The 21,456-nt window shown below is 67.0% G+C and carries 19 protein-coding genes; 14 read left to right on the top strand and 5 right to left on the bottom strand.

What is annotated here, in order from left to right; all coding sequences use genetic code 11:
- Window position 1 precedes the first annotated feature (1 nt).
- The 13 genes from hisD (at window position 2) to tatC (ending at window position 9,063) form a co-directional block, all read left to right on the top strand.
- Complete coding sequence (hisD, locus tag IM543_00485; protein QOY94444.1) at window positions 2–1,321, top strand: histidinol dehydrogenase; 1,320 nt, start codon at window positions 2–4, stop codon at window positions 1,319–1,321.
- A complete protein-coding gene (locus tag IM543_00480) occupies window positions 1,318–2,151 on the top strand; it encodes a site-specific DNA-methyltransferase (GenBank protein ID QOY94443.1) in 834 nt (277 codons plus the stop codon). Before hisD ends, IM543_00480 begins: the two co-directional genes overlap by 4 nt.
- Window positions 2,148–3,248: a histidinol-phosphate transaminase gene (locus IM543_00475; protein ID QOY94442.1), complete on the top strand. Its 1,101-nt coding sequence runs from the start codon at window positions 2,148–2,150 to the stop codon at window positions 3,246–3,248. Before IM543_00480 ends, IM543_00475 begins: the two co-directional genes overlap by 4 nt.
- Window positions 3,249–3,300: 52 nt before the next feature.
- Window positions 3,301–3,891, top strand: a complete 591-nt coding sequence (gene hisB, locus IM543_00470) for an imidazoleglycerol-phosphate dehydratase HisB (protein ID QOY94441.1) — start codon at window positions 3,301–3,303, stop codon at window positions 3,889–3,891.
- An 18-nt stretch (window positions 3,892–3,909) separates the two neighbouring features.
- Complete coding sequence (gene hisH / locus IM543_00465) at window positions 3,910–4,551, top strand: imidazole glycerol phosphate synthase subunit HisH (protein QOY94440.1); 642 nt, start codon at window positions 3,910–3,912, stop codon at window positions 4,549–4,551.
- Between the two features lie 40 nt (window positions 4,552–4,591).
- Window positions 4,592–5,368 carry a 1-(5-phosphoribosyl)-5-[(5-phosphoribosylamino)methylideneamino]imidazole-4-carboxamide isomerase gene (gene hisA, locus IM543_00460; protein QOY94439.1) on the top strand — a complete coding sequence of 259 codons (777 nt, stop codon included), beginning with the start codon at window positions 4,592–4,594 and terminating at the stop codon, window positions 5,366–5,368.
- Window positions 5,369–5,373: 5 nt separating this feature from the next.
- Window positions 5,374–6,135 (top strand): imidazole glycerol phosphate synthase subunit HisF, encoded by a 762-nt coding sequence (gene hisF / locus IM543_00455; protein QOY94438.1) that lies wholly within the window; start codon window positions 5,374–5,376, stop codon window positions 6,133–6,135.
- The gene (gene hisI, locus IM543_00450; GenBank protein QOY94437.1) at window positions 6,132–6,539 is read left to right on the top strand and encodes a phosphoribosyl-AMP cyclohydrolase; all 408 of its coding nucleotides are present in this window, start codon (window positions 6,132–6,134) and stop codon (window positions 6,537–6,539) included. Before hisF ends, hisI begins: the two co-directional genes overlap by 4 nt.
- Complete coding sequence (locus tag IM543_00445) at window positions 6,536–6,874, top strand: phosphoribosyl-ATP diphosphatase (protein QOY94436.1); 339 nt, start codon at window positions 6,536–6,538, stop codon at window positions 6,872–6,874. The genes hisI and IM543_00445 overlap by 4 nt, the downstream gene beginning before the upstream one ends.
- Window positions 6,875–7,045: 171 nt before the next feature.
- Window positions 7,046–7,420 (top strand): histidine triad nucleotide-binding protein, encoded by a 375-nt coding sequence (locus tag IM543_00440; protein QOY94435.1) that lies wholly within the window; start codon window positions 7,046–7,048, stop codon window positions 7,418–7,420.
- A gap of 116 nt (window positions 7,421–7,536) precedes the next feature.
- Window positions 7,537–7,776 carry a Sec-independent protein translocase subunit TatA gene (gene tatA, locus IM543_00435; protein ID QOY94434.1) on the top strand — a complete coding sequence of 80 codons (240 nt, stop codon included), beginning with the start codon at window positions 7,537–7,539 and terminating at the stop codon, window positions 7,774–7,776.
- A gap of 9 nt (window positions 7,777–7,785) precedes the next feature.
- Window positions 7,786–8,307, top strand: a complete 522-nt coding sequence (tatB, locus tag IM543_00430; protein ID QOY94433.1) for a Sec-independent protein translocase subunit TatB — start codon at window positions 7,786–7,788, stop codon at window positions 8,305–8,307.
- Window positions 8,308–9,063: a twin-arginine translocase subunit TatC gene (gene tatC / locus IM543_00425; GenBank protein QOY94432.1), complete on the top strand. Its 756-nt coding sequence runs from the start codon at window positions 8,308–8,310 to the stop codon at window positions 9,061–9,063.
- A 24-nt stretch (window positions 9,064–9,087) separates the two neighbouring features.
- Here the strand turns inward: tatC and IM543_00420 are convergent, their stop codons facing one another.
- From IM543_00420 to IM543_00400, 5 genes are all read right to left on the bottom strand, one after another.
- A complete protein-coding gene (locus tag IM543_00420) occupies window positions 9,088–9,885 on the bottom strand; it encodes a peptidoglycan-binding protein (GenBank protein ID QOY94431.1) in 798 nt (265 codons plus the stop codon).
- Between the two features lie 149 nt (window positions 9,886–10,034).
- Window positions 10,035–11,771 (bottom strand): PHB depolymerase family esterase, encoded by a 1,737-nt coding sequence (locus tag IM543_00415; GenBank protein QOY94430.1) that lies wholly within the window; start codon window positions 11,769–11,771, stop codon window positions 10,035–10,037.
- Between the two features lie 293 nt (window positions 11,772–12,064).
- Window positions 12,065–13,927 carry a DUF885 domain-containing protein gene (locus IM543_00410; protein QOY94429.1) on the bottom strand — a complete coding sequence of 621 codons (1,863 nt, stop codon included), beginning with the start codon at window positions 13,925–13,927 and terminating at the stop codon, window positions 12,065–12,067.
- A 225-nt stretch (window positions 13,928–14,152) separates the two neighbouring features.
- Window positions 14,153–18,298 carry a DEAD/DEAH box helicase gene (locus tag IM543_00405; GenBank protein ID QOY94428.1) on the bottom strand — a complete coding sequence of 1,382 codons (4,146 nt, stop codon included), beginning with the start codon at window positions 18,296–18,298 and terminating at the stop codon, window positions 14,153–14,155.
- On the bottom strand, window positions 18,295–20,256 hold the full coding sequence (locus tag IM543_00400; protein ID QOY94427.1) for a S9 family peptidase: 1,962 nt from the start codon (window positions 20,254–20,256) through the stop codon (window positions 18,295–18,297). Before IM543_00400 ends, IM543_00405 begins: the two co-directional genes overlap by 4 nt.
- Window positions 20,257–20,347: 91 nt before the next feature.
- Between IM543_00400 and IM543_00395 the strand changes: the two genes are divergently transcribed.
- The gene (locus IM543_00395) at window positions 20,348–21,430 is read left to right on the top strand and encodes a uroporphyrinogen decarboxylase (protein QOY94426.1); all 1,083 of its coding nucleotides are present in this window, start codon (window positions 20,348–20,350) and stop codon (window positions 21,428–21,430) included.
- Window positions 21,431–21,456: the final 26 nt, after the last annotated feature.

Below are 21,456 nucleotides of genomic sequence, written 5' to 3'. Positions count from 1 at the left end.
GATGGCAGTACAGATCCGCAAGCTCGACTCCACCGCAGCCGACTTCAGGCAGACGCTCGACGCCCTGCTGGCTTTCGAAGCCGAAACCGACGACGCCATCGAGTCGAGCGTCGCGAAGATCCTGGCGGACGTGAAGAAGCGCGGTGATGCTGCCGTGCTGGAGTACACCAACCGTTTCGATCGCATCCCGGACGGCGGCGCGTCGTCGATGGCCGCTTTCGACGTCGGGCAGGCCGAGCTGGACGCGGCCCTGGCCGCGTTGCCCGAGGCCCAGCGCAGCGCGCTGCGCACGGCCGCCGAGCGCATCCGCGTGTTCCACGAACGCCAGAAGCAGGAACTGAACGGTTTCACGTTCACGGAAGCCGACGGCACCGTGCTGGGCCAGCGCGTGACCCCGCTCGACCGCGTCGGCATCTACGTCCCGGGCGGCAAGGCCGCCTATCCGTCGTCGGTGCTGATGAACGCGATTCCGGCCCAGGTGGCCGGCGTCCAGGAAATCGTCATGGTGGTGCCGACCCCGGATGGCGTGAAGAACCAGATGGTGCTGGCGGCCGCCGCGATCGCCGGCGTCACCCGCGTGATCACCATCGGCGGCGCCCAGGCCGTCGGCGCGCTGGCCTACGGCACCGAGACCATTCCGGCCGTGGACAAGATCGTCGGCCCGGGCAACGCCTATGTGGCCGCGGCCAAGCGCCGTGTGTTCGGCACGGTCGGCATCGACATGATCGCCGGTCCGTCGGAAATCCTGGTGCTGTGCGACGGCTCTACCGACCCGGACTGGGTGGCGATGGACCTGTTCTCGCAGGCCGAGCACGATGAGCTGGCCCAGGCCATCCTGCTGTGCCCGGACGCCGACTACATCGCGCGCGTGGAGGCGAGCATCCACAAGCTGCTGCCCACCATGCCGCGCGCGGCAACCATCACCACCTCGCTCACCGACCGCGGCGCGCTGGTAAAAGTGCGCGACATGGAGGAGGCCTGCGAGATCGCCAACGCGATCGCCGCCGAGCACCTCGAGATCTCGGCCGAAGAGCCCTTGCAGTGGGCCGACCGGATTCGCCACGCCGGCGCCATGTTCCTGGGGCGCTTCTCGTCCGAGTCGCTGGGCGACTACTGCTGCGGCCCCAACCACGTGCTGCCGACCTCGCGCACGGCGCGCTTCTCCTCGCCGCTGGGCGTGTACGACTTCCAGAAGCGTTCCTCGCTGATCCAGGTGAGCGAGCAGGGCGCGCAGACGCTGGGCAAGGTGGCGGCCGAGCTGGCCTACGGCGAAGGCCTGCAGGCGCACGCCCGTAGTGCAGAGCTGCGCTTGAAGTCATGAGCACCTGGGTCGACCAGGTCTTCTGCGAGGACGCGCTGTCCGGGATGGCGCGCATCCCGGATGCTTCCATCGACCTGATCCTGACCGACCCGCCCTACAACCTCGGCAAGGACTACGGCAACGCCTCGGACCAGCAGAGCGTCGAGGCCTACCTGGCCTGGACCGAGCAGTGGATCGACGCCGCGCTGCCCAAGCTCAAGCCCAACGGCAGCCTGTACATCTTTCTCACCTGGCGCTTCGCGCCCGAGATCTTCGTCATGCTCAAGAAACGCATGACCATGATGAACGAGATCATCTGGGATCGCCGCGTGCCCTCGATGGGCGGCAGCGTGCGCAGCTTCTCGTCGGTGCACGACACCATCGGGTTTTTCGTCAAGCGCAAGGATTACTACTTCGACCTCGACGCCGTGCGCATTCCCTACGACGCCGAGACGAAAAAGGCGCGCTCGCGCTCGATCTTCATCGGCGCCAAGTGGCTGGAAGTGGGCTACAACCCGAAGGACGTGTGGAGCGTGTCGCGCCTGCACCGCGAGCATCCCGAGCGCGCCGATCACCCGACCCAGAAACCCCTCGAGATCATCGAACGCATGGTCAAGGCCTCCTGCCCGGCGGGCGGCGTCGTGCTCGACCCCTTCATGGGCAGTGGCACCACGGCCGTCGCCGCGCGCCAGGCCGGACGCCATTTCACCGGTTTCGAACTGAACCCCGCCTACTGCGACACCATCCGCGCGCGCCTGGCGGCGCCCGAAGTGCCGGTCGCCGGCAGCAAGGCCAATAAAAAACGCAAAAGCGCGGCCAGGAACGCGCCCCTGAACGAGGAAACCGCATGACATCGAACCTCACCCCGATCGACAAGCTGATCGAGAACACCATCCGCGAGGATGTCCGCAACATCGCCAGCTACCACGTGCCGGACGCGAGCGGCTACATCAAGCTCGACGCGATGGAGAACCCCTACCAGCTGCCGCAGGCGCTGCGCGCGGAGCTGGGCCAGCGCCTGGCCGACGCCGCGCTGAACCGCTATCCGGTGGCGTCCTACGCCACGCTCAAGCACAAGATCTGCGCCGGCCTGGGCGTCCCGTCCGGCTACGACGTCCTGCTCGGCAACGGCTCGGACGAGCTCATTTCGATCATGGCCACCGCCATCGCCCGGCAGGACCGACGCGCCGTCGTCATGGCGCCGACCCCGGCCTTCGTGATGTTCGCGCGTTCGGCCCAGTTCGCGGGTGCGGATTTCGTCGGCGTGCCGGTGAAAGCCGACTTCTCGCTCGACCTGCCGGCGATGCTGGCGGCGATCGAGCGCTACCGGCCTGCGCTGGTGTTCCTGGCCTACCCGAACAACCCGACCGGCAACCTGTTCGATGCCGGGGACATGGCGGCCATCATCCGCGCGCTGGGCGAATCCGGCATCGCGGTGGTCGACGAGGCCTACCAGCCGTTCGCCAAGAAGAGCTTCATGGGCCGCCTGCCGGAGTTCCCGAACCTGGTCGTGATGCGCACCCTGTCGAAGCTGGGCCTGGCCGGGATCCGCCTCGGCTACCTGTCGGGCGATGCGAAACTCTTGCAAGAGTTCGAGAAGGTGCGTCCGCCCTACAACGTCAACGTGCTCACCCAGGTGGCCGCCGAGTTCGCGCTCGACCACCTCGACGTGCTCGACCAGCAGGCCGAGATGCTGAACGCCGAACGCAGCCGCCTGGCCGCCGAACTGGCGGCGCTGCCAGGGGTCGAAGTGTTTCCATCGGCCGCGAATTTCATCTCGATGCGTGTGCCGGATGCCGACAAGACCTGTTCAGAACTTCGCGAGGGCAAGGTGCTGATCAAGAATTTGGGTAAAATGGACAAGATGCTGACCAATTGCATTCGTGTCACGGTCAGCACCCCCGAAGAAAACACCGCACTCCTGCATGCCCTGAAAGCATCCTTATAGTCCCCACGAGCGCGGCGTTCCATCCGGAGCGCCGCCACGACGAGCCCCAGCAATGACCCGTACCGCCGACATCACGCGCAACACCAACGAGACGCAGATCCGCGTCGCGATCAACCTCGACGGCACCGGCCGCCAGAAGCTCAACACCGGCGTCCCCTTCCTCGACCACATGCTCGACCAGATCGCGCGCCACGGCATGATCGACCTCGAAGTCGAGGCCGTCGGCGACCTGCACATCGACGCCCACCATACCGTCGAGGATACCGGCATCACGCTCGGCATGGCGGTGGCCAAGGCCGTCGGCGACAAGAAGGGCATGGTGCGCTACGGCCACTCCTACGTGCCGCTGGACGAGGCGCTGTCGCGCGTGGTGATCGACTTCTCGGGCCGTCCGGGCCTGGAAATGCACATTCCCTGGACGCGCGCCATGATCGGCACCTTCGATGTCGACCTGACCGGCGAATTCTTCCGCGGCTTCGTGAACCACGCCGGCGTGACCCTGCACATCGATAACCTGCGCGGCGTCAACGCCCACCACCAGTGCGAAACCGTGTTCAAGGCTTTTGGGCGCGCGCTGCGCATGGCGACCACGCTCGACGAGCGCGCCGCCGGCATCATCCCTTCGACCAAAGGCAGCCTGTAGGCTGGGGTAAAGCGCATCATGACGAACAAGATTGTGGTGGTCGACGGCCTGGGTAACCTGCGCTCGGTGGCGCAGGCGCTGCGCGCGGCGGCGCCCGAGGCCGACATCCTGGTGTCGAGCGATCCGGCCGACATCGATGCCGCCGACCGCATCGTGCTGCCGGGCCAGGGCGCGATGCGCGACTGCATGCGCAGCCTGCGCGAATCCAGCCTCGAGGAAGCCCTGCTGCGCGCCGTCAGGACGCGTCCGGTGATGGGCGTGTGCGTCGGCGAGCAGATGCTGTTCGATGCCAGCGAAGAGAACGAAGGCACGCCGGGCCTGGGCCTGTTGCCGGGCAAGGTGGTGCGCTTCCAGCTGGACGGAAAATTGCAGGCCGACGGCTCGCGCTTCAAGGTCCCGCAGATGGGCTGGAACCGCGTGCGCCAGACCCGCGCCCACCCGCTGTGGGAAGGCGTCGAGGACAACAGTTATTTCTACTTCGTGCACAGCTACTACGCCGTGCCCGAGCAAGCGCAGGACACCATCGGCGAAGCCGACTACGGCGGGCACTACACCTGCGCCGTCGCCCGCGACAACCTGGTCGCCACCCAGTTCCACCCCGAGAAGAGCGCAGCCGCCGGCTTGCGCCTGTACCGCAATTTCATTCACTGGAAACCGTGAGTTCTTCCTTTAATCCGCCGTCAACCAACCGACCACGACCATGCTGCTGATTCCTGCCATCGACCTGAAAGACGGTCACTGCGTTCGCCTGAAACAGGGCGACATGGACCTCGCCACCGTGTTTTCCGAAGACCCCGCCGACATGGCGCTGCACTGGCTCAAGAAGGGCGCGCGCCGCTTGCACCTGGTCGACCTGAACGGTGCCTTCGCGGGCAAGCCGAAGAACGAGAGCGCGATCAAGTCGATCCTGCAAACCGTGCAGGAATATGCCGAAGAAATGGGCATCGACGAGATCCCGGTCCAGCTCGGCGGCGGCATCCGCGACCTCGACACCATCGAGCGCTACCTCGATGACGGCATCACCTACATCATCGTCGGCACCGCCGCCGTGAAGAACCCGGGCTTCCTGCACGACGCCTGCGGCGCCTTCCCCGGCGCGATCATCGTCGGCCTGGACGCCAAGGACGGCAAGGTCGCCACCGACGGCTGGAGCAAGATGTCGGGCCACGAAGTCATCGACCTGGCCAAGAAGTTCGAAGGCTACGGCGTCGAATCGATCGTCTACACCGACATCGGCCGCGACGGCATGATGGGCGGCGTGAACATCGAAGCGACCGTCAAGCTGGCCCAGGCCGTGAAGATCCCGGTCATCGCCTCGGGCGGCGTGCACAACCTGGCCGACGTCGAAGCGCTGTGCGCGGTGCAGGACGAAGGCATCGAGGGCGTGATCTGCGGCCGCTCGATCTACGAAGGCACGCTCGACCTGGCATCGGCTCAGGAACGGGCCGATGAACTGACTGAAGGGGCAAAGGCCTAAGCCGTATGCTCGCAAAACGCATCATCCCCTGCCTCGACGTCACCGGCGGCCGCGTGGTCAAGGGCGTCAATTTCACCGAGCTGCGCGATGCCGGCGACCCGGTCGAGATCGCGCGCCGCTATGACGGACAGGGCGCCGACGAGATCACCTTCCTCGACATCACCGCCTCGAGCGACGGCCGCGACCTGATCCTGCCGATCATCGAAGCGGTGGCCTCGACCGTGTTCATCCCGCTCACCGTCGGCGGCGGCGTACGCAAGGTCGAAGACGTGCGGCGCCTGCTCAATGCCGGCGCCGACAAGGTGTCGATGAATACCTCGGCCGTGACCAACCCGCAGCTGGTGTTCGACGCCGCGCAGAAGCACGGCTCGCAGTGCATCGTGGTGGCGATCGACGCCAAGCAGGTCGCACCCGGCAAGTGGGAAGTGTTCACCCACGGCGGCCGCAACCCGACCGGCCTCGACGCCGTCGCCTGGGCGCAGGAGATGGAACGCCTGGGCGCGGGCGAACTGCTGCTGACCTCGATGGACCGCGACGGCACCAAGTCCGGTTTCGACCTGGGCCTGACCCGCGCCGTGTCCGATGCCGTTGGCATCTCGGTGGTCGCCTCGGGCGGCGTCGGCGGCCTGCAAGACCTGGCCGACGGCATCCTGGAAGGCCACGCCGACGCGGTGCTGGCGGCCAGCATCTTCCACTACGGGCAGCACACGGTCGGCGAAGCCAAGCGCTTCATGCTCGAGCGCGGCATCCCGATGCGCCTGGAGTGAACATGACGAACAAGTGGCTCAATAAAGTCCGCTGGGACGAGCACGGCCTGGTGCCGGTGATCGCCCAGGAAGCGGCCACCGGCGAGATCCTGATGTTCGCCTGGATGAACCGCGACGCGCTCGCCAGGACGGTGGAGCTGGGCGAAGCCGTCTACTGGAGCCGCTCGCGCAAGAAGCTGTGGCACAAGGGCGAAGAGTCCGGCCACACCCAGAAAGTGCTGGAGATGCGCCTCGACTGCGACGAGGACGTCGTGCTGCTCAAGATCGAGCAGAAGGGCGGCATTGCCTGCCATACCGGGCGCCACTCCTGCTTCTTCCAGCAATTCGACGGCGAGGACTGGCAGGCGGTCGAACCCGTGCTGCAAGACCCCGATACCATCTACACCAACAAGAAACACCCATGAGCGAAACCCTGGCCCGCCTTGCGGCCATCATCGAGTCGCGCAAGCCCGAGGCCGGCGGCGACCCTGCAACTTCCTATGTCGCCAAGCTGTTCAGCAAGGGCGACGACGCCATCCTCAAGAAGATCGGCGAGGAAGCCACCGAAACCGTGATGGCGGCCAAGGACGCGCGCGTCTCCGGCGACGCCTCCAAGCTGCTGTACGAGACCGCCGACCTGTGGTTCCACACCATGGTGCTGCTGGCGCAGTTCGGCTTGAGCCCGCAACAGGTAATCGACGAACTGGGGCGCCGCGAAGGCGTGTCGGGGATCGACGAGAAAGCCGCCCGCAAGGAATAACACAGCAAGCGCCGGCTCGTGCTTGCCGCCCGCCTCCGGGCTGTCATAATCGGGGCGTGAGTCCGCATCGCGCGCCGTCATGCCCGGCAGTCACGATGCGGTCATGCGGCAGCGCTAGAATGCACAGGTTTCCCGGGTGCGGAAGCTGTCATCAACGATTCTGGAGACAAGATGGACAACTGCATTTTTTGCAAGATCGTCGCCAAGCAAATTCCGGCCAACATCGTCTATGAGGACGAGGAGGTGCTGGCGTTCAAGGACATCAACCCGGCCGCCCCGGTGCACCTGCTGGTGATTCCGAAGCAGCACGTGGACACCCTGTCCGACTGCGGCATGGAACATGCGGCGGTGCTGGGCAAGATGCTGGCGCTGGCGCCCAAGCTTGCAGAAGAGCACGGTGTTGCGGCCAAGCCCGACGGCAATGGCGGACGCAGCGGGGGCTTCAAGACCCTGATCAATACCGGACCGGACGGCGGCCAGGAGGTCTACCATCTGCACTTGCATATGTACGGCGGCAAGCGTCCGTGGCGCGGCCTTGGCACCTGATCCCTATCCGGGTTTCAACTAAAATTTTAATGCGGGCAAGATGCGCCGCATGGCGTATACTGAAACGTAGGCTTTCCCGAATTTACAGGCGCCAGGCGCCTTGCTAGGAGACAAACATGGGTTCGATGAGTATTTGGCACTGGGTCGTGGTCCTGGTCATCGTGATGCTGGTGTTCGGCACCAAAAAGCTCGGCAATATGGGTTCCGACATCGGCAAGGCGGTGAAGGGCTTCAAGGATGGTGTCAAGGGCGAGGAAGACAAGGCCAACCCGGGCCAGTCGAGCACCCAGCCGCAGCAGCAGGTGAGCGACAAGTCCACCATCGATGTGGAAACCCGCGAAAAGACCCGTCATTAATCGCCGGGCATGATCGATCTCGGACTATCGAAGCTGGCGATCATCGGCGTTGTTGCCCTGATCGTGATCGGCCCTGAAAAGCTGCCGAAGGTGGCGCGCATGGCGGGCACCCTGTACGGGCGCGCCCAGCGCTACCTGCACGACGTCAAGTCCGAGGTCAGCCGCGAAATCGAGCTCGACGAACTGCGCAACCTGCACAAGGAAGTGCACGAGAGCGCGCAATCGTTCAAGTCCGAGGTCGAGCAGTCCATGTCCAGCCACGTCGACGAAGTCGAAGCGCTGTGGGACGACAGGGAACACACGTCCTCGTCGAGGTCCTCGTCCTCGTCCGCCTTCGTCAGCACCGCCGACATCGAGCGCAAGGCGCGCGATTTCCGCCGCAAGAAGCTGGTGCGCACATCCAGCGTCCCGGCCTGGTACAAGCACCGCAACGGCGGCAAGACCCATGTGCTGTCGGGCGCCGCGCGCGTGCGCAAATATCGGCCTGGCCCCGGTCCCGGTGCCAGCAAATCCAAGACTTCCTTTTTCTAGATGACCGAAGAAGCCGCAGGCGAAGAAACCTTCATTTCCCACCTGGTCGAACTGCGTGACCGCCTGGTCAAGGCATCGATCGGGATCGCCATCGTCTGCGCCGCCCTGTTCATCTGGCCGGGCCCCGCACAGGTCTACGACCTGCTGGCCGCGCCGATGATCGCCTCGCTGCCGCCCGGCGCCAAGATGATCGCCACCGGCGTGGTGTCTCCTTTCCTGGTCCCGATGAAGGTGACCTTGCTGCTGGCCTTCATCCTGTCGTTGCCCTGGGTGTTCTACCAGTTGTGGGCCTTTGTCGCGCCCGGCCTGTACGCGCACGAGAAGCGCCTGGTGCTGCCGCTGGTGATCTCGTCCTCGCTGCTGTTCATCGGCGGCGTGGCGTTCTGCTACTTCTTCGTGTTCGGACGCGTGTTCCATTTCATCGGCGAGTTCGCGCCCACGTCCATCGCGGTGATGCCCGACATCGAGAACTACCTCGATTTCGTCATGTCGATGTGCCTGGCCTTCGGCGCGACCTTCGAAGTGCCGGTGGTGGTGGTGATCCTGGTGCGCATGGGAATCGTCAGCATCGAGAAGCTGCGCTCGATCCGCTCCTACGTGATCGTCGGCGCCTTCGTCATCGCCGCCATCGTGACCCCGCCGGACGTGGTCAGCCAGCTGGCGCTGGCCATCCCGATGTGCCTGCTCTACGAGCTGGGCCTGATCGTGGCGCCGATCTTCGCGCGCGTCACGCGTGCTCCCGAAGAACACGCGTAAGCACACCGTGCCCGGCCAGGCCGGTCAGTTCGATCTCAAGACGCCGCCATTGCCCAGTCCCCCCTCCACCGACTGGGCCTGGTAGCCGCGCACCGCCTTCACCATCTGGTTGTACGAATCCATGAAGGAAGCGGCCAGCACCTTGCCCTGTGGCGAGTTGCTGAAGCCGTGCGCACCGGCCAGCCCGCCATGGAAAAAGCCGGCCAGCATGCCGAAATCCCAGTTCTGCGCGCTGCCCTCGGCCGCCGCCAGCTGCACGCCCGAGCGGTTGTCGATCAAGAGCAGCATGGTCGAGGCCTCGTTCGATTTCATCGACGCGCCGATCAGGGAGGCCACCACTCCCGCCCTGCCACCGACCAGCCCACCCAGGCCGCCGGTACCCTTCTGGCTGAAGGTGATCGAAGGCGTCATGGTGTAATCGGCGGCCGCCATCATGCCCTTGCCGAAATTGCTGGTCCTGCGCAGTTCGCCGGAGGCCATCAGGGCCCGTTCGCCCTGCATGCTGCGCAAGGCCTGGCCGCGCTCGACGATGACGAAGCAGTTCGACTGCTGGATGATCATGCGCAGCAGCGGCACCGTGCTCTGCATGCGGTATTCGGCGGTGAACTGGTTCAGCCAGGGCTGGTTCGCTTCCTCGACGATGGCCAGCGTGCCCAGGCTCTTGTCGCAGCGCTCGAGCTTGTCGTTGGCGCCGCTCGACGTCGCGCCGGCGGCGGCGCCGGTGGCGACCGTCCTGGCGCCGGACGCGCCGATGGTGGGAGAGGTGGCGCAACCCGCAAGAGACAGGGAAGCGAGGACCAGCAAGGGCAGGGTCGATTTCATTCAGGCGTCCGTATGGTGAAGAAAGGGAACACCCGATGCTACGAATCGCTGCCCGGCGCGGTTTGTCCACCGTCAAGCGAGCTGTTGAGTCACGACGATCCACGACAAGGCCGGGCAGCACCCGGCCTTGCGACGTGCGCCGATGGCGCTTACGGACAGTTGCCGATCACGTAGTAGCCGGCCGCCGTCTGCGCCAGCGTCGTCGTGTAGAAGGTGTTGTACAGGCCCATGTTCTGGTTCGAGCCGTTGGCCAGCGCATAGCCGCCGCTGTTGTGCGCCCGGCCGGCGGTCACGTGGGCGTAGTTGCTGGCCGTGGTCGTGCTGCAGACGAAGCCCGAGGTGGTGCTGCCGGTCACGCCGGCCGACTTCGCGCTCTCCACGCCGTTGCCGGTGCTGGATACCTGGTAGGTGTAGCTGGTCGATGCCGCCAGGCCGGCGTCAAGGTAGCCCATGCTCGTCAGCGGCGTGCCGTTTACCTTGCTACCGTTGCGGTAGACGTTGTAGCCGGTGGCGCCGCTCGACGCGTTCCAGCTCAGGGCGATGCTGCTGGCGGTGCGGGCGCCGACCGCCAGGCCGGCCGGCGCAAGTAGCGCGGGCGCGGACCCGACCAGGAACTGCGGAATGCTGCAGGCGCTGGAGCTCAGCCCGGTCGCGTTGTTGGTCGCGGTGACCGTGCCGGAATAATAACCGTCGGCGCGTGCCGCGTAGGCCTTGCTGAAGCTGGCGCCGCTGCCGGCGGCGCTGTCATCCACCGGGGTCGGGCCGCTGAGCACCACGCGATAGCTGCTGATCGCGCCCGCCGTGTCGGTGGCGGCGCCGTTCACGGTGATCGTCGAGCCGGAGACGCCGGCGCTGCATGAGCTCATGCTCGGCGGCGCCGCACGCGCCACCCGCAAATTGTTCTTGAACCAGAAGTCCATCACGAAGGCCGGGTAGTTGACCTTGGTCGCATCGACGTAGTTGCTGTTCTGGCCACCGGCGCCGGCCGGCCAGGCATGACCCATGCCGGTGACCGTCATCTCCGAGGTGCGCGGCTTGCCGTTGGCGTCGAGGTGGGGCACGTTGCTGCCGCCGGTCGGCACCGCGCTGGTTGCGCCCTTGGTGTAGCTGCCGCCGTAGACATGGCGCATGGCCGCCGCGTTGAGCGGGCCGTAGGCTTGCGCCACGGTGTAGTCGTTGGTGCCCCAGACCACGCCCGCGACCTGGTTCGCGAAGTGGCTGGCGCTGGCGCCGGCCCAGCTGGTGCAGCTGTTGGCCACGCTGGTCGAGGTGGTGCCCGACGGGACCATCGAGATCTGCGAGGTCGATACGGTCGGCGCCGGCCCGGCGTTGATGCCGATGCCGGCGAAGATGTCGGGCGCCACGCAGCCCATCACCATGGTCTTGGCGCCGCCCGAGGACAGGCCGGTGACGTAGACCTGCTTCGGGTCGATCGCATACTGCGGGTTGCTCACAAAACGGTTGATCAGGTCCAGCAGCACCGCGTTGTGTCCGTAGCTGCGGCTGCGGTTGGTGGCGGCCCAGTCCCAGCAGTGGGCGCCGTACAGGTTGCCGGTGGCGTTGGGCGCCAGGATCACGGCGCCGTACTGGTCGGCGGCCGCCTTCCAGTTGTAGCCGGCGTCGCCCGTGCTGGCGATGACGTCGTTGGCGGCGGTCTGGGCGCAGCCGTGCAGCACCAGCACCAGCGCGCGCTTGCCGGCAAGTAGAGGTGCGGTCGCCGGCCAGTAGTAGTAGCCGGTGAGGGCGCCGCCATTGGTGGTGTCGGTGGCCCAGGTCTGGTTGGCGCTCCAGGCGCCGGGTCCGGCCTGGAGTTGGGCGGACGCCGGCCCGGCGGCGGCCAGCGCCATGCAGGCGGCAAGCGCGGCCCGTTGGAAGGTCAATGCCATGAAAATCTCCGTTCTGTTGTTGTCAGCACTACGGGGCCGGTGGGGGCACGGACGTGACGGGGCACGCCGAGGCCACCACCGGAGATCGGTGAAACGGGAGGAACCGGAAGAGAAAGACTGGCGGGACGCGTCGCTAGGACGCCGGCGCGGGAAGGGAAGTCATGAAGGTCTCCGGCATGTTGTATGGGTTTGCACCCATTCTAGCCCCGGAGACATTGCACACAAGCGAGCGCGCGAGCACGCCGCTTGTGCGCTTTTGCACAGGTGGTTTCCTGTGCAAAATCAATGCATTGTTACTGCATCAGCTCAGCGATCATTTTTACCGGCGCATTGCCGTAGCTGAGGAACTGGTCATGGAATTCCTTCAGGTCGAAGCGTTCGCCGAGCTGCTGCTTGCGGCGCTCGCGCAGTGCCATGATCTGCTCGTAGCCGCTGTAGTAGCTGGTCAGCTGCACCGAAGTGAGCTGCACCCGGCGCCACTTCTCGTCGGCTTCCTGGCGCGTCTGGAAGGCCTGGCGCACCAGCAGGTCGATCGCTTCGGGCTGCTGCATGCCGAGCACGTGGACGCCATAGTCGAGGATGGTGTTGGTCACGCTGCGCAGGTTCCACTTCGAGTACATCAGCCACATCTCGGGCGCGTTGTCGCCGTAGCCGTTCTCCAGCATCATGCGCTCGCCGTACACGGCCCAGCCCTCGACCATGGCGCCGTTCCCGAACAGGGATTTCACCAGCGAGGGCGAGCGGTTCGCATACACCAGCTGCGCATAGTGGCCGGGGATGGCTTCGTGGATGTTCAGGATCTGCAGGATCCATTCGTTGTACTCGCGCAGGCTGCTCTCGGCCTGTGCCGGGGGCAGGCTGTCGAGCGGGGTGACGTTGTAATACGTCTTGTCCTTGGGACGGTAGGGACCCGGGGCGTCGATGCTGGCGCCGGCCACGCCGCGCTGGTACATCGGGGTCTCGCGCACTTCGAGCGGCTTGTCGGCGTCCAGCGTGAGCAGGTTTTTCTCGGTGACGAACTTGTGCAGCGCCGGGATCTGGCGGCGGATCTCGGGCAGGAAGTTCTCGCGCGCGACGTGGCGCTCGGACAGCTTGTCGATCATCATGCCGATCTTCTGGAAGCGGTCGCGCGGCTTGGCCACGCCTGCCAGGTAGCGCGGCCACAGTTCGTCCGAGATGGCGTCCATGCGGGCGAGCAGCTCTTCGCGGGTGGCCAGGGCCTTGCGGAAGGTCTGCTCGGCGCTGCTGGAGGACTGGATCTCGAGCGCGAACTTCTGCTCGTACAGTTCCTTCCCGGCGCGGAACGGACGCGGCTTGACGCTGCCGTCCGCGGCTTTCTTGTCGAGCGCGCTCAGGAAGTCGACGTAGCCCAGCACCGCGGTACCGGCATTGGCGACGCGTAGCGCAAAGATCGCCTTTTCCTGCGGGGTCAGGATCGACTCCTGCGCCGCCTTGCCCAGGTCGGCCAGCACCGCGATGGTGCCCGGCGCCTGCGCGATGGCGAGCTGGGTGTGCTCGCGGGTCGGGTTGACGATCGAGGCCTGCGCCGCCTCGTAGAAGGCCGGCACGCCGGCCAGGCGCTTGAGGATGGTGCGCAGGCGCTGCGGGGTGGCGGCGTATTCGGTGTTCAGAATCAGGTCGAGCGGCTGGGCGATGTTGTACAGCGCCGGGTTCCACTCGTACTCGCGCCAGGTCGTCAGGTTCCAGCGGTCTTTCTCCAGCTTGTTCACCAGCAGGGCCAGGTCGGTGCGCTGACGCGCCGACAACTGCCTGGTATTGAGCTTGTTGAACTTGGCCAGCCACTCGTTGGCAAAGGCCAGCTTCCTGGCGCGGGTGGCCGCGTCCGGGATGGTCAGGTTGGCGGCCTGGTCGAACTTGCCGACGTAGATGCCGCCTTCCGGATCGACGCGCCACAGGGCGGTCAGGTACTGCATGCTCATGGAATCGAAGCGACGGTCGAGGCGCATTTCGGACGCCCGTGGCGCCGCAGCGGCCACCGCCTTCTTGCGGACCGGGGCCTTCACTTTCTTGGTTTTCGACTTGACCACCTTGGCGGCTTTTGCCTTGCCCTTGGTGGACTTGGTGGGCTTGGCGCTGGCCGGCGCCAGCGCGAAACTCGCCAGCAGGACTGCCAGCGCGATCTTGGTTTTCATCATTCTGTTCGAACCCTGCAAATATAAAGGTCGGCGCTCACCCGCGCGGCAAGCGCGAGGCGGAAAGCACGGAAGAGTAGCATTATTCAGGCCGCTTGCGGGCGCTTGAAACATTCCGACACGTGGGCGCGGCCGGCGTGGTTGATTAATTAACTGCGCAATCAAGCGCGCAAATAACTGCGCCCGAACGGCGTATCTGCCGGTGCAGGGCGGTGGCCGCCGGCCACCCTACGACAGGCTCAGCCCCTGCTTCAACATGGCCAGCATCTCGCCCGGCGACATGCGCGCCGCGACCTCGGTTCCTTCGAGCAGGCTGTCGGCCAGGTCGCGCTTGCGGTGGTGCAGCTCGACGATGCCTTCTTCGATGGTGCCGCGCGCCACCAGCCGGTAGATCGTCACCGGCCGCTGCTGGCCCATGCGGTGGGCGCGATCCGAGGCCTGGTCTTCCACCGCCGGGTTCCACCACGGGTCCATGTGGATCACGTAGTCGGCCGCGGTCAGGTTGATGCCGACGCCCCCCGCCTTCAGGCTGATCAGGAACAGCTCGCCCTCGCCGGCCTGGAAGGCGTCGACGCGGCGCTTGCGTTCCTGCATCGGGGTGGCGCCGTCGAGGTACTGGTAGGGGATGTGCTTGCCGTCGAGGTACTTGCGGATCAGGCTCAGGTGGTCGACGAACTGGCTGAACACCAGCACCTTGTGGCGGTTCTCCAGCAGGTCGTCGACCAGGCGCGCGAACGCGATCAGCTTGCTGCTGGCGATGCCGGCGCCGGGCGCCACCAGTTCCGGATTGCAGACGGCGCGGCGCAGCCGCATCATCTCGGCCAGGATCTCGATCGACTTCTGGCTCTCCGGTGCCTCCAGTGCGGCCAGCTTGTCGAGCGCGTCGCGGCGCAGCGACTCGTACAGCGCGCTTTCTTCCTGGGTGAGTTCGACCGGCACCACGATCTCGGTGCGCGGCGGCAGCTCGGTCAAGACCTGGGCCTTGGTGCGGCGCAGGATGAAGGGTTGCGTCAGGCGGCGCAGGCGGTTCCTGGCGCCGGCTTCGGCGCGCCGGTCTTTCCCGCCCTGTTGTGCTTTTTCGATGGGGCCGGCAAAGCGCAGCTGGAACTGGTCGGCGCTGCCCAGCAGGCCCGGGTTGATGAACCTGAACAGGTTCCACAGTTCGCCCAGGTGGTTTTCCAGCGGCGTGCCGGTGGCCGCCATGCGGAACTCCCCCCGCAGCGCCATCACGGCCTGCGAGCGCTTGGTGTGCATGTTCTTGATGGCCTGGGCCTCGTCCAGCACGATGCTGTGCCATGGCTTCTTCGCGAACAGCGGCGCTTCCTGTTGCAGCAGGCCGTAGCTGGCCACCACCACGTCGAAGGGACCGGCCTGCTCCAGCAGCGCGGCGCGCTCGCCCGGACCGAACAGCGTCAAGTTCAGGGTTGGCGCGAAGCGCTGGGCTTCGGCGATCCAGTTCAGGCAGACCGAGGTCGGCGCCACCACCAGCGCCGGGCCGTCGGGCGCGCGGGTGAGCAGCAGGGCAAGGGCCTGCAGCGTTTTACCGAGCCCCATGTCGTCCGCCAGGCAGGCGCCCACGCCCCAGTGGGCCAGGCGCCCCAGCCATTCGAAGCCTTCGCGCTGGTAGTCGCGCAGTTCGGCCTGCAGGGTCGAAGGCAGCGCGGGCGTAAAGGCTTCGCTCTCGGCGATGCGCCGCAAGTGCCGGCGCCAGGCCGCATCGCTTTCCACGCTGCCGGCCGCATTGCTCACATCTTGCGCCAGCTCCGCCAGCGCGAAGCTGGCCAGCGGATGCATGCGCAGCTCGTCGCCGTGGATGCTGCCGTAATCGGCCAGCTCCATCAGGCGGCGGTGCAGCTCGTCGCTCAGGGCCAGGTATTCGTCGTCGCCCAGCGCCACGAAGCGGCTCTTGCCTTCGCGTACACGTTCGAGCAGCGAACGCAGGTCGAGCACGCGCTGTTCGTCCACGACGATGTCGCCGCTGGCCGCGAACCAGTCGCGGTCGCGCCGGATCTGGATGCGCACCGACTTCGCGTTCGCGCGCTTGGTTACGCGGAACTTTTCGCCTTCCGGCCATGCCACCACGACCTTGTCCGGGTCGAGGCTGCGCAGTTCGTCCACCAGCTCCAGGCACAGCAGGGGCTGGCCCAGCAGCCATTCGCCATGCTCGAGCTCTCCGTGTTCGAGCGCGTGGCAGGCGCCCACCAGCTGGCGCTCGGCCTCGCGCTCGGCGTTCAGGTCGCGCCGGGCTTCAAGGCGCACGCCGTTGACGTCGGCGATCACGCTTTCCGCGCCGGCGCCGGGCGTATAGCAGGCGCCGCCTTCCAGCGGGCGCACCAGCACCTGCATGCTCAGGCCCTGCTGGTAGGGGCGCAAGTGCAGGTGCAGGCGCGGGTCGGCCGCCACCTGTTCGATGTCGCCCGGGCTGGCGCCGATGTCCGACTGCACCGTGACGATCGAGGAGATCGCGCTGATGGCGCGCAGCACGCGCCGCTCGGCCTCCACCGGCACTTCCAGGCCGTCGCCGACGATGGCGGCGATGCGGCGGTGTTCTTCCTTGACGCTCACCAGGCGCAGGCGCGTCGGCGTCTCGCGGGTGACGATCACCTCGCCGTCCTGCTCGCCCGGCGCCGGATGCAGCGAGATCGTGACCTTGCCGCCGCGCGCCTTCACGTGCAGCTCGGGCTCGCCCGGCAGCAGTTCGACCCGGGTGCCGGGCGAGTCCATCCAGAACAGCAGCGGATGGCCGACCAGCGCAGCCACGGCCTTGTCCCGTTCGAACTCGAAACGGATGCCGGTGCTGCCGTAGTAACGCCGGCCGGCGATGCTGGCGACGGCCTGCAGGTCCTGGGCGGTGAGGAAGTCGAGGGTCTGGGCTTCTTCCGCCAGGCGCTTCAGGCCGAGGGCGCGGCCGCGGCTCCAGCCGCCCTGGGCGTCGCGTTTCTGCTCGCGTGGCTCCAGCTCGCGCACGCCCATGTGCTCGTCGTAGCGGATCATCCACACCAGGCGCGATTCGCGCACCACCTCGGTGTTGAGGGCCGGCTGCAGGTTGATCAGGGCGTTGAGCTGGCGCTCCCAGGGCTCCTCGCGCTCGAACCAGTGGGTCAGGTCGGTGAAACCGTGCGCGCGGCGCAGTTCACCCGCGCGCACCTCGTAAGCGACGGCGCCCGGACCGCCCATCTGGCCCAGCAGCCCGGCCAGCTGCGCCGACAGCAGGTCGAAGCCGGCGCCTTCGGACAGCGCCAGCATGTCCTCGATGTCCTTGCGCTTGCCCTGCAATTGCGACAGGCCGAGCCAGTGGTGCATCAGCGCGCGGAACGTAAAAGGCTCGAGCGCCATCTCCCAGCTGCGCGAGGCCAGCACCCCGGTGTCCACGGTGCCGCGCCGGATCTCCTGCAGCATGCTGAGCTGAAACACGACCGCCGTCTCCGGCCGCTGCACCGCGCGGGTGGCGATGTCGAGCCAGGCGTCGGCCAGTTTCAGCTGCGGCGGCTGCTTGCTGCGCAGCAGGGCGGTCAGGGTGAGGTGGGCGCCGATGCCGTCGAAAATCGCCTTGCGCTTGCCGGTCTCGCGGCGCAGCTGCTTGAGCGCCGCCTCGATGCCGGGCAGGGCAAGGTCGGTATCGTCGCGCAGCAGGGCGATCACATGGCGCAGGAACAGCCCCGCCGCATCATCGACGTCCTGCAGCAGCGCCGCGGCCTGGTCCAGGCGGCCGCACAGGATCAAGTGTTCGCCCAGGGCGATGCGCAGCGCGATCGACGGGTCGCCCTGGGCCGCATACGTTTCGGCGGCCGCGCGGAGCGCGGGCGCCAGCGCGGGTTCGCGCTGTGCATGCTGGACCAGCACCGCCAGCACGCCGTCGCGCAGCGACGGATCGATGCGCTCGATCAGGCCTGGTTCGAACGGGCGGGCGCAGACCTCGACCAGCGGATGCAGGTAGGACGCTTCGTGGCAGCGCAGGCAGGCCGCCAGCAGGGGCGTGACCGCGCTGCCGTTCTCGCCGGCCAGCAGCGCCATGCGCAGCAGGGCCAGTCCCTGGCGGTAGCTGCGCAGGACGGGCGTGCCTTGCCAGTCGCGGCGCAGCGGCGTGACGTGTTCGTAGGCCGCGCGCAGGGCCGTGAACAGCTCGCTGGAAAGCGCATGTGCCATGGCCGGCCACACGGCGCCGGGCGCGATGGCGGCGCCGCGCTCGCCGGCATCGATGGTCAAGCCCAGTTCGCGCAGCTGCGCCAGCTCGGCCGCCCACTGCTCGGACGGCAACGGCAGGCCGGCGGCCATCAGGTGTTCGAGGATGCGCTGGCGGCCCATCGGCTCGCCGCTGAGGGCGAGCAGGGACAGGATCGCCTGCTCGCCGGAATCGAGATCGTGAAAACTCATGCAGCCGGCAGGTTCTCGATCTCCACCTCGGGCAGGCCGGCCGGCACCGGGATGCCGAACACGCGCAGGTAGAACGCCAGTTCCGCTTCGAGCGTTGTTATCACGCTCTCGGCCTTGCGGAAGCCATGGCCTTCACCTTCCAGGGTGATGTAGGCCACCGGCACCCCGCGTGCACGCAGCGCCTCGACCATGGTCTCGGACTGCTGCGGCGGCACCACCATGTCGTCCAGGCCCTGGAAGAAGATCATCGGACGCTTCAGTTTGTCGGTGTGGTGGATCGGCGAACGCTCGCGGTAGACCTGTTCGGCGCGTTCGGGCGGTGCGATCAGGTACTGGTTGTAGTGCGACTCGAACTTGTGCGAATCGGCGTCCAGGCCGGCCAGGTCCGACACGCCGTAGTAGCAGGCGCCGGCCTTGAACACGTCGTGGAAGGCGAGGGCGGACAGGGTCGTCAGGCCGCCGGCGCTGCTACCGCGCACCAACAGGCGCGCGGGGTCGGCCAGGCCCTGCTCGGCCAGGTGGCGCGCGCCGGCCACGCAGTCTTCCACGTCGACCACGCCCCACTGGCCCTTGAGCAGGTCGCGGTAGGCGCGGCCGAAGCCGGTGCTGCCGCCGTAGTTCACGTCCAGCACGGCGAAGCCGCGGCTGGTCCAGAACTGGGTCGCCAGCTTCAGGGTGCTGGCCGCCATGCCGGTCGGGCCGCCGTGGCCGATGACGATCAGGGGCGGCAGTTCGCCTGCGGCCGGCGCGAAATCGGCATTCGTCGGCGGATAGTGGAAGGCGTAGGCGCTACGGCCGCTGGCGCTCGGGTAGCTGATCGAACGCGGCACCGCCAGGTAGCCGACCGGCGGCAGCTGCGCGATCGAGCGCGCCAGCACCTGGTGCCGGCCGCCGTCGAGATCCTGGTCGAGATCCTGGTCGAGATGCGGGTCGAGATGCGGGTCGAGTTCGATCCGCGCCAGCTCGAGCGCAATCGTCGGCGCCCCGCCCAGCAGCGCGACCGTGTGCCCGTTCACGCGCAGTTCGCGGATTTCTTCATAGGGCGTGGCCACGTCGACCAGGCGGCCGTCGCGCAGGCGCGCCAGCTTGCTGACGCCGCCCTCGATATAGGCGCAGACGATCTCGTCGCCCGATGCAAAACCGTACAGCGAGCCGCCGAAGGTCCACAGCGGGCCGCCGAACTCCGCCTCGCGCGGGCATAGCGCCTGCACCACGCCGTGCTCGAAACGGTACAGGTTCCACCAGCCGCTGCGGTCGGACACGAAGTGCAGCACGCCGCCAGGGGACCATTCCGGCTGGCTGACCGATTCCTGCGGTCCGCCCGCCACCAGCCGGCCATTGAGCAAAGTGCCGTCGTCGGCGATATCGGCCAGCCACAGCTCGGTGCCTTCCCAGGGCATGCGCGGATGGTCCCAGCACAGCCAGGCGAGCTGGCGGCCGTCGGGGGACATGCGCGGCGCGGCATAGAAGTCGTTGCCGTCCACTAGCACCGTCTCGCTGCCGTCGACACCGATGGCGGCGATCGTGTTGTCGGGGTAGTGGCCGCCCGCCGAATGGTCTTCGCGCACCGAAATCAGGCGTCGGCGCGGCGCGTCGACCACGAAGTCGGCGTAGCGGTGCCGGTTGTCGGCGGCCGTGAGCGGCACCGGCCGGGCGCCGGGCTCGACCCGATACAGGCGGCTGTCGGCATGGTTGGAAAACCATGCCACGCCGCCGCTCACCGTGTAGGCGCCGCCGCCGTATTCGTGCACCTTGCTGCGCACGTTGAACGGCGCCGGCGTCAGTTCGCCCCGGGCGCTCACCAGCGTCGAACGCCCGGCCTCGCTGGCGCGGCCCTCCAGCCAGTACAGATCGCTGCCGTCGAGCATGATCGAAGCCAGCGGCGTGGCGCCTGCCGCCACGGTGGATGCGCTGATCGGAGACGTCCAGGTGCCGCAGGGTGCTTGCTGTTTGGTCATGGCTGCTTCTTTCCTCGCGCGAAAAACGCATTATAAGTGGGGGGGCAAGGATGCGATAATAGAGGTTTTCCCTCCGCTTTCATTGTCAGCCATGCCACAATTTGCCCCGCTCCAGAACGACACCTTCCTGCGTGCGCTGCTGCGCCAGCCGACTGACTACACCCCGGTGTGGCTGATGCGCCAGGCGGGCCGCTACCTGCCGGAATACCGCGCCACGCGCAAGCAGGCCGGTTCCTTCCTGGGGCTGGCAAAGAATCCGGACTTCGCCACCGAGGTCACGCTGCAGCCGCTCGACCGCTATCCGCTGGATGCCTCGATCCTGTTCTCGGACATCCTGACCGTGCCGGATGCGATGGGCCTGGGCCTGTACTTCGCCGACGGCGAAGGACCGAAGTTCGAGCGTCCGCTGCGCACCGAAGCCGAGGTGCGCGCCCTGGAAGTACCGGATATGGCGTCGCTCGACTATGTCTTCAAGGCGGTGACCCAGATCCGCACCGCGATCAACGGCCGCGTGCCCCTGATCGGCTTCTCGGGCAGCCCGTGGACCCTGGCCTGCTACATGGTCGAGGGCGGCGGTTCGCGCGAATTCCATACCATCAAGAAGATGCTGTATGCGCGCCCCGACCTGATGCACCACATCCTGGACGTCAACGCGCGCGCGGTAAGCCAGTACCTGAACGCCCAGATCGACGCCGGCGCACAGGCCGTGATGATCTTCGATTCCTGGGGCGGCGCGCTGGCCGACGGCGCCTACCAGGAATTCTCGCTGAACTACATGCGCCAGGTGCTGGGCCAGTTGCAGCGCGAGAAAGATGGCGTGCGCATCCCGGCAATCGTGTTCACCAAGGGCGGCGGCCTGTGGCTGGACGAGATGGCGGACATCGGCGCCGATGCGCTGGGCCTGGACTGGACTGTCAACCTGGGCAAGGCGCGCGCGCTGGTGGGCGACCGCGTCGCCTTGCAGGGCAACCTCGACCCCGCCATCCTGTTCGCCGAGCCGGAGCAGATCCGCGCCGAAGTCGAGCGTTCGCTCGCGGCTTACGGCACACCGGCAGCCGGCCATGGCCACGTGTTCAACCTGGGCCACGGCATCTCCCAGTTCACCCCACCGGAGTCGGTGACGGCCATGGTCGAGGCTGTACACAGCTTCAGCCGCCGGCAGCGCGCCGCCTGAGGGCCGCCGGATGGCCTGGCGATCGG

This window comes from Massilia sp. UMI-21, from assembly GCA_015277795.1.
GTDB lineage: Bacteria > Pseudomonadota > Gammaproteobacteria > Burkholderiales > Burkholderiaceae_D > Telluria.
This window is presented reverse-complemented; position numbering and strand designations above follow the sequence as displayed.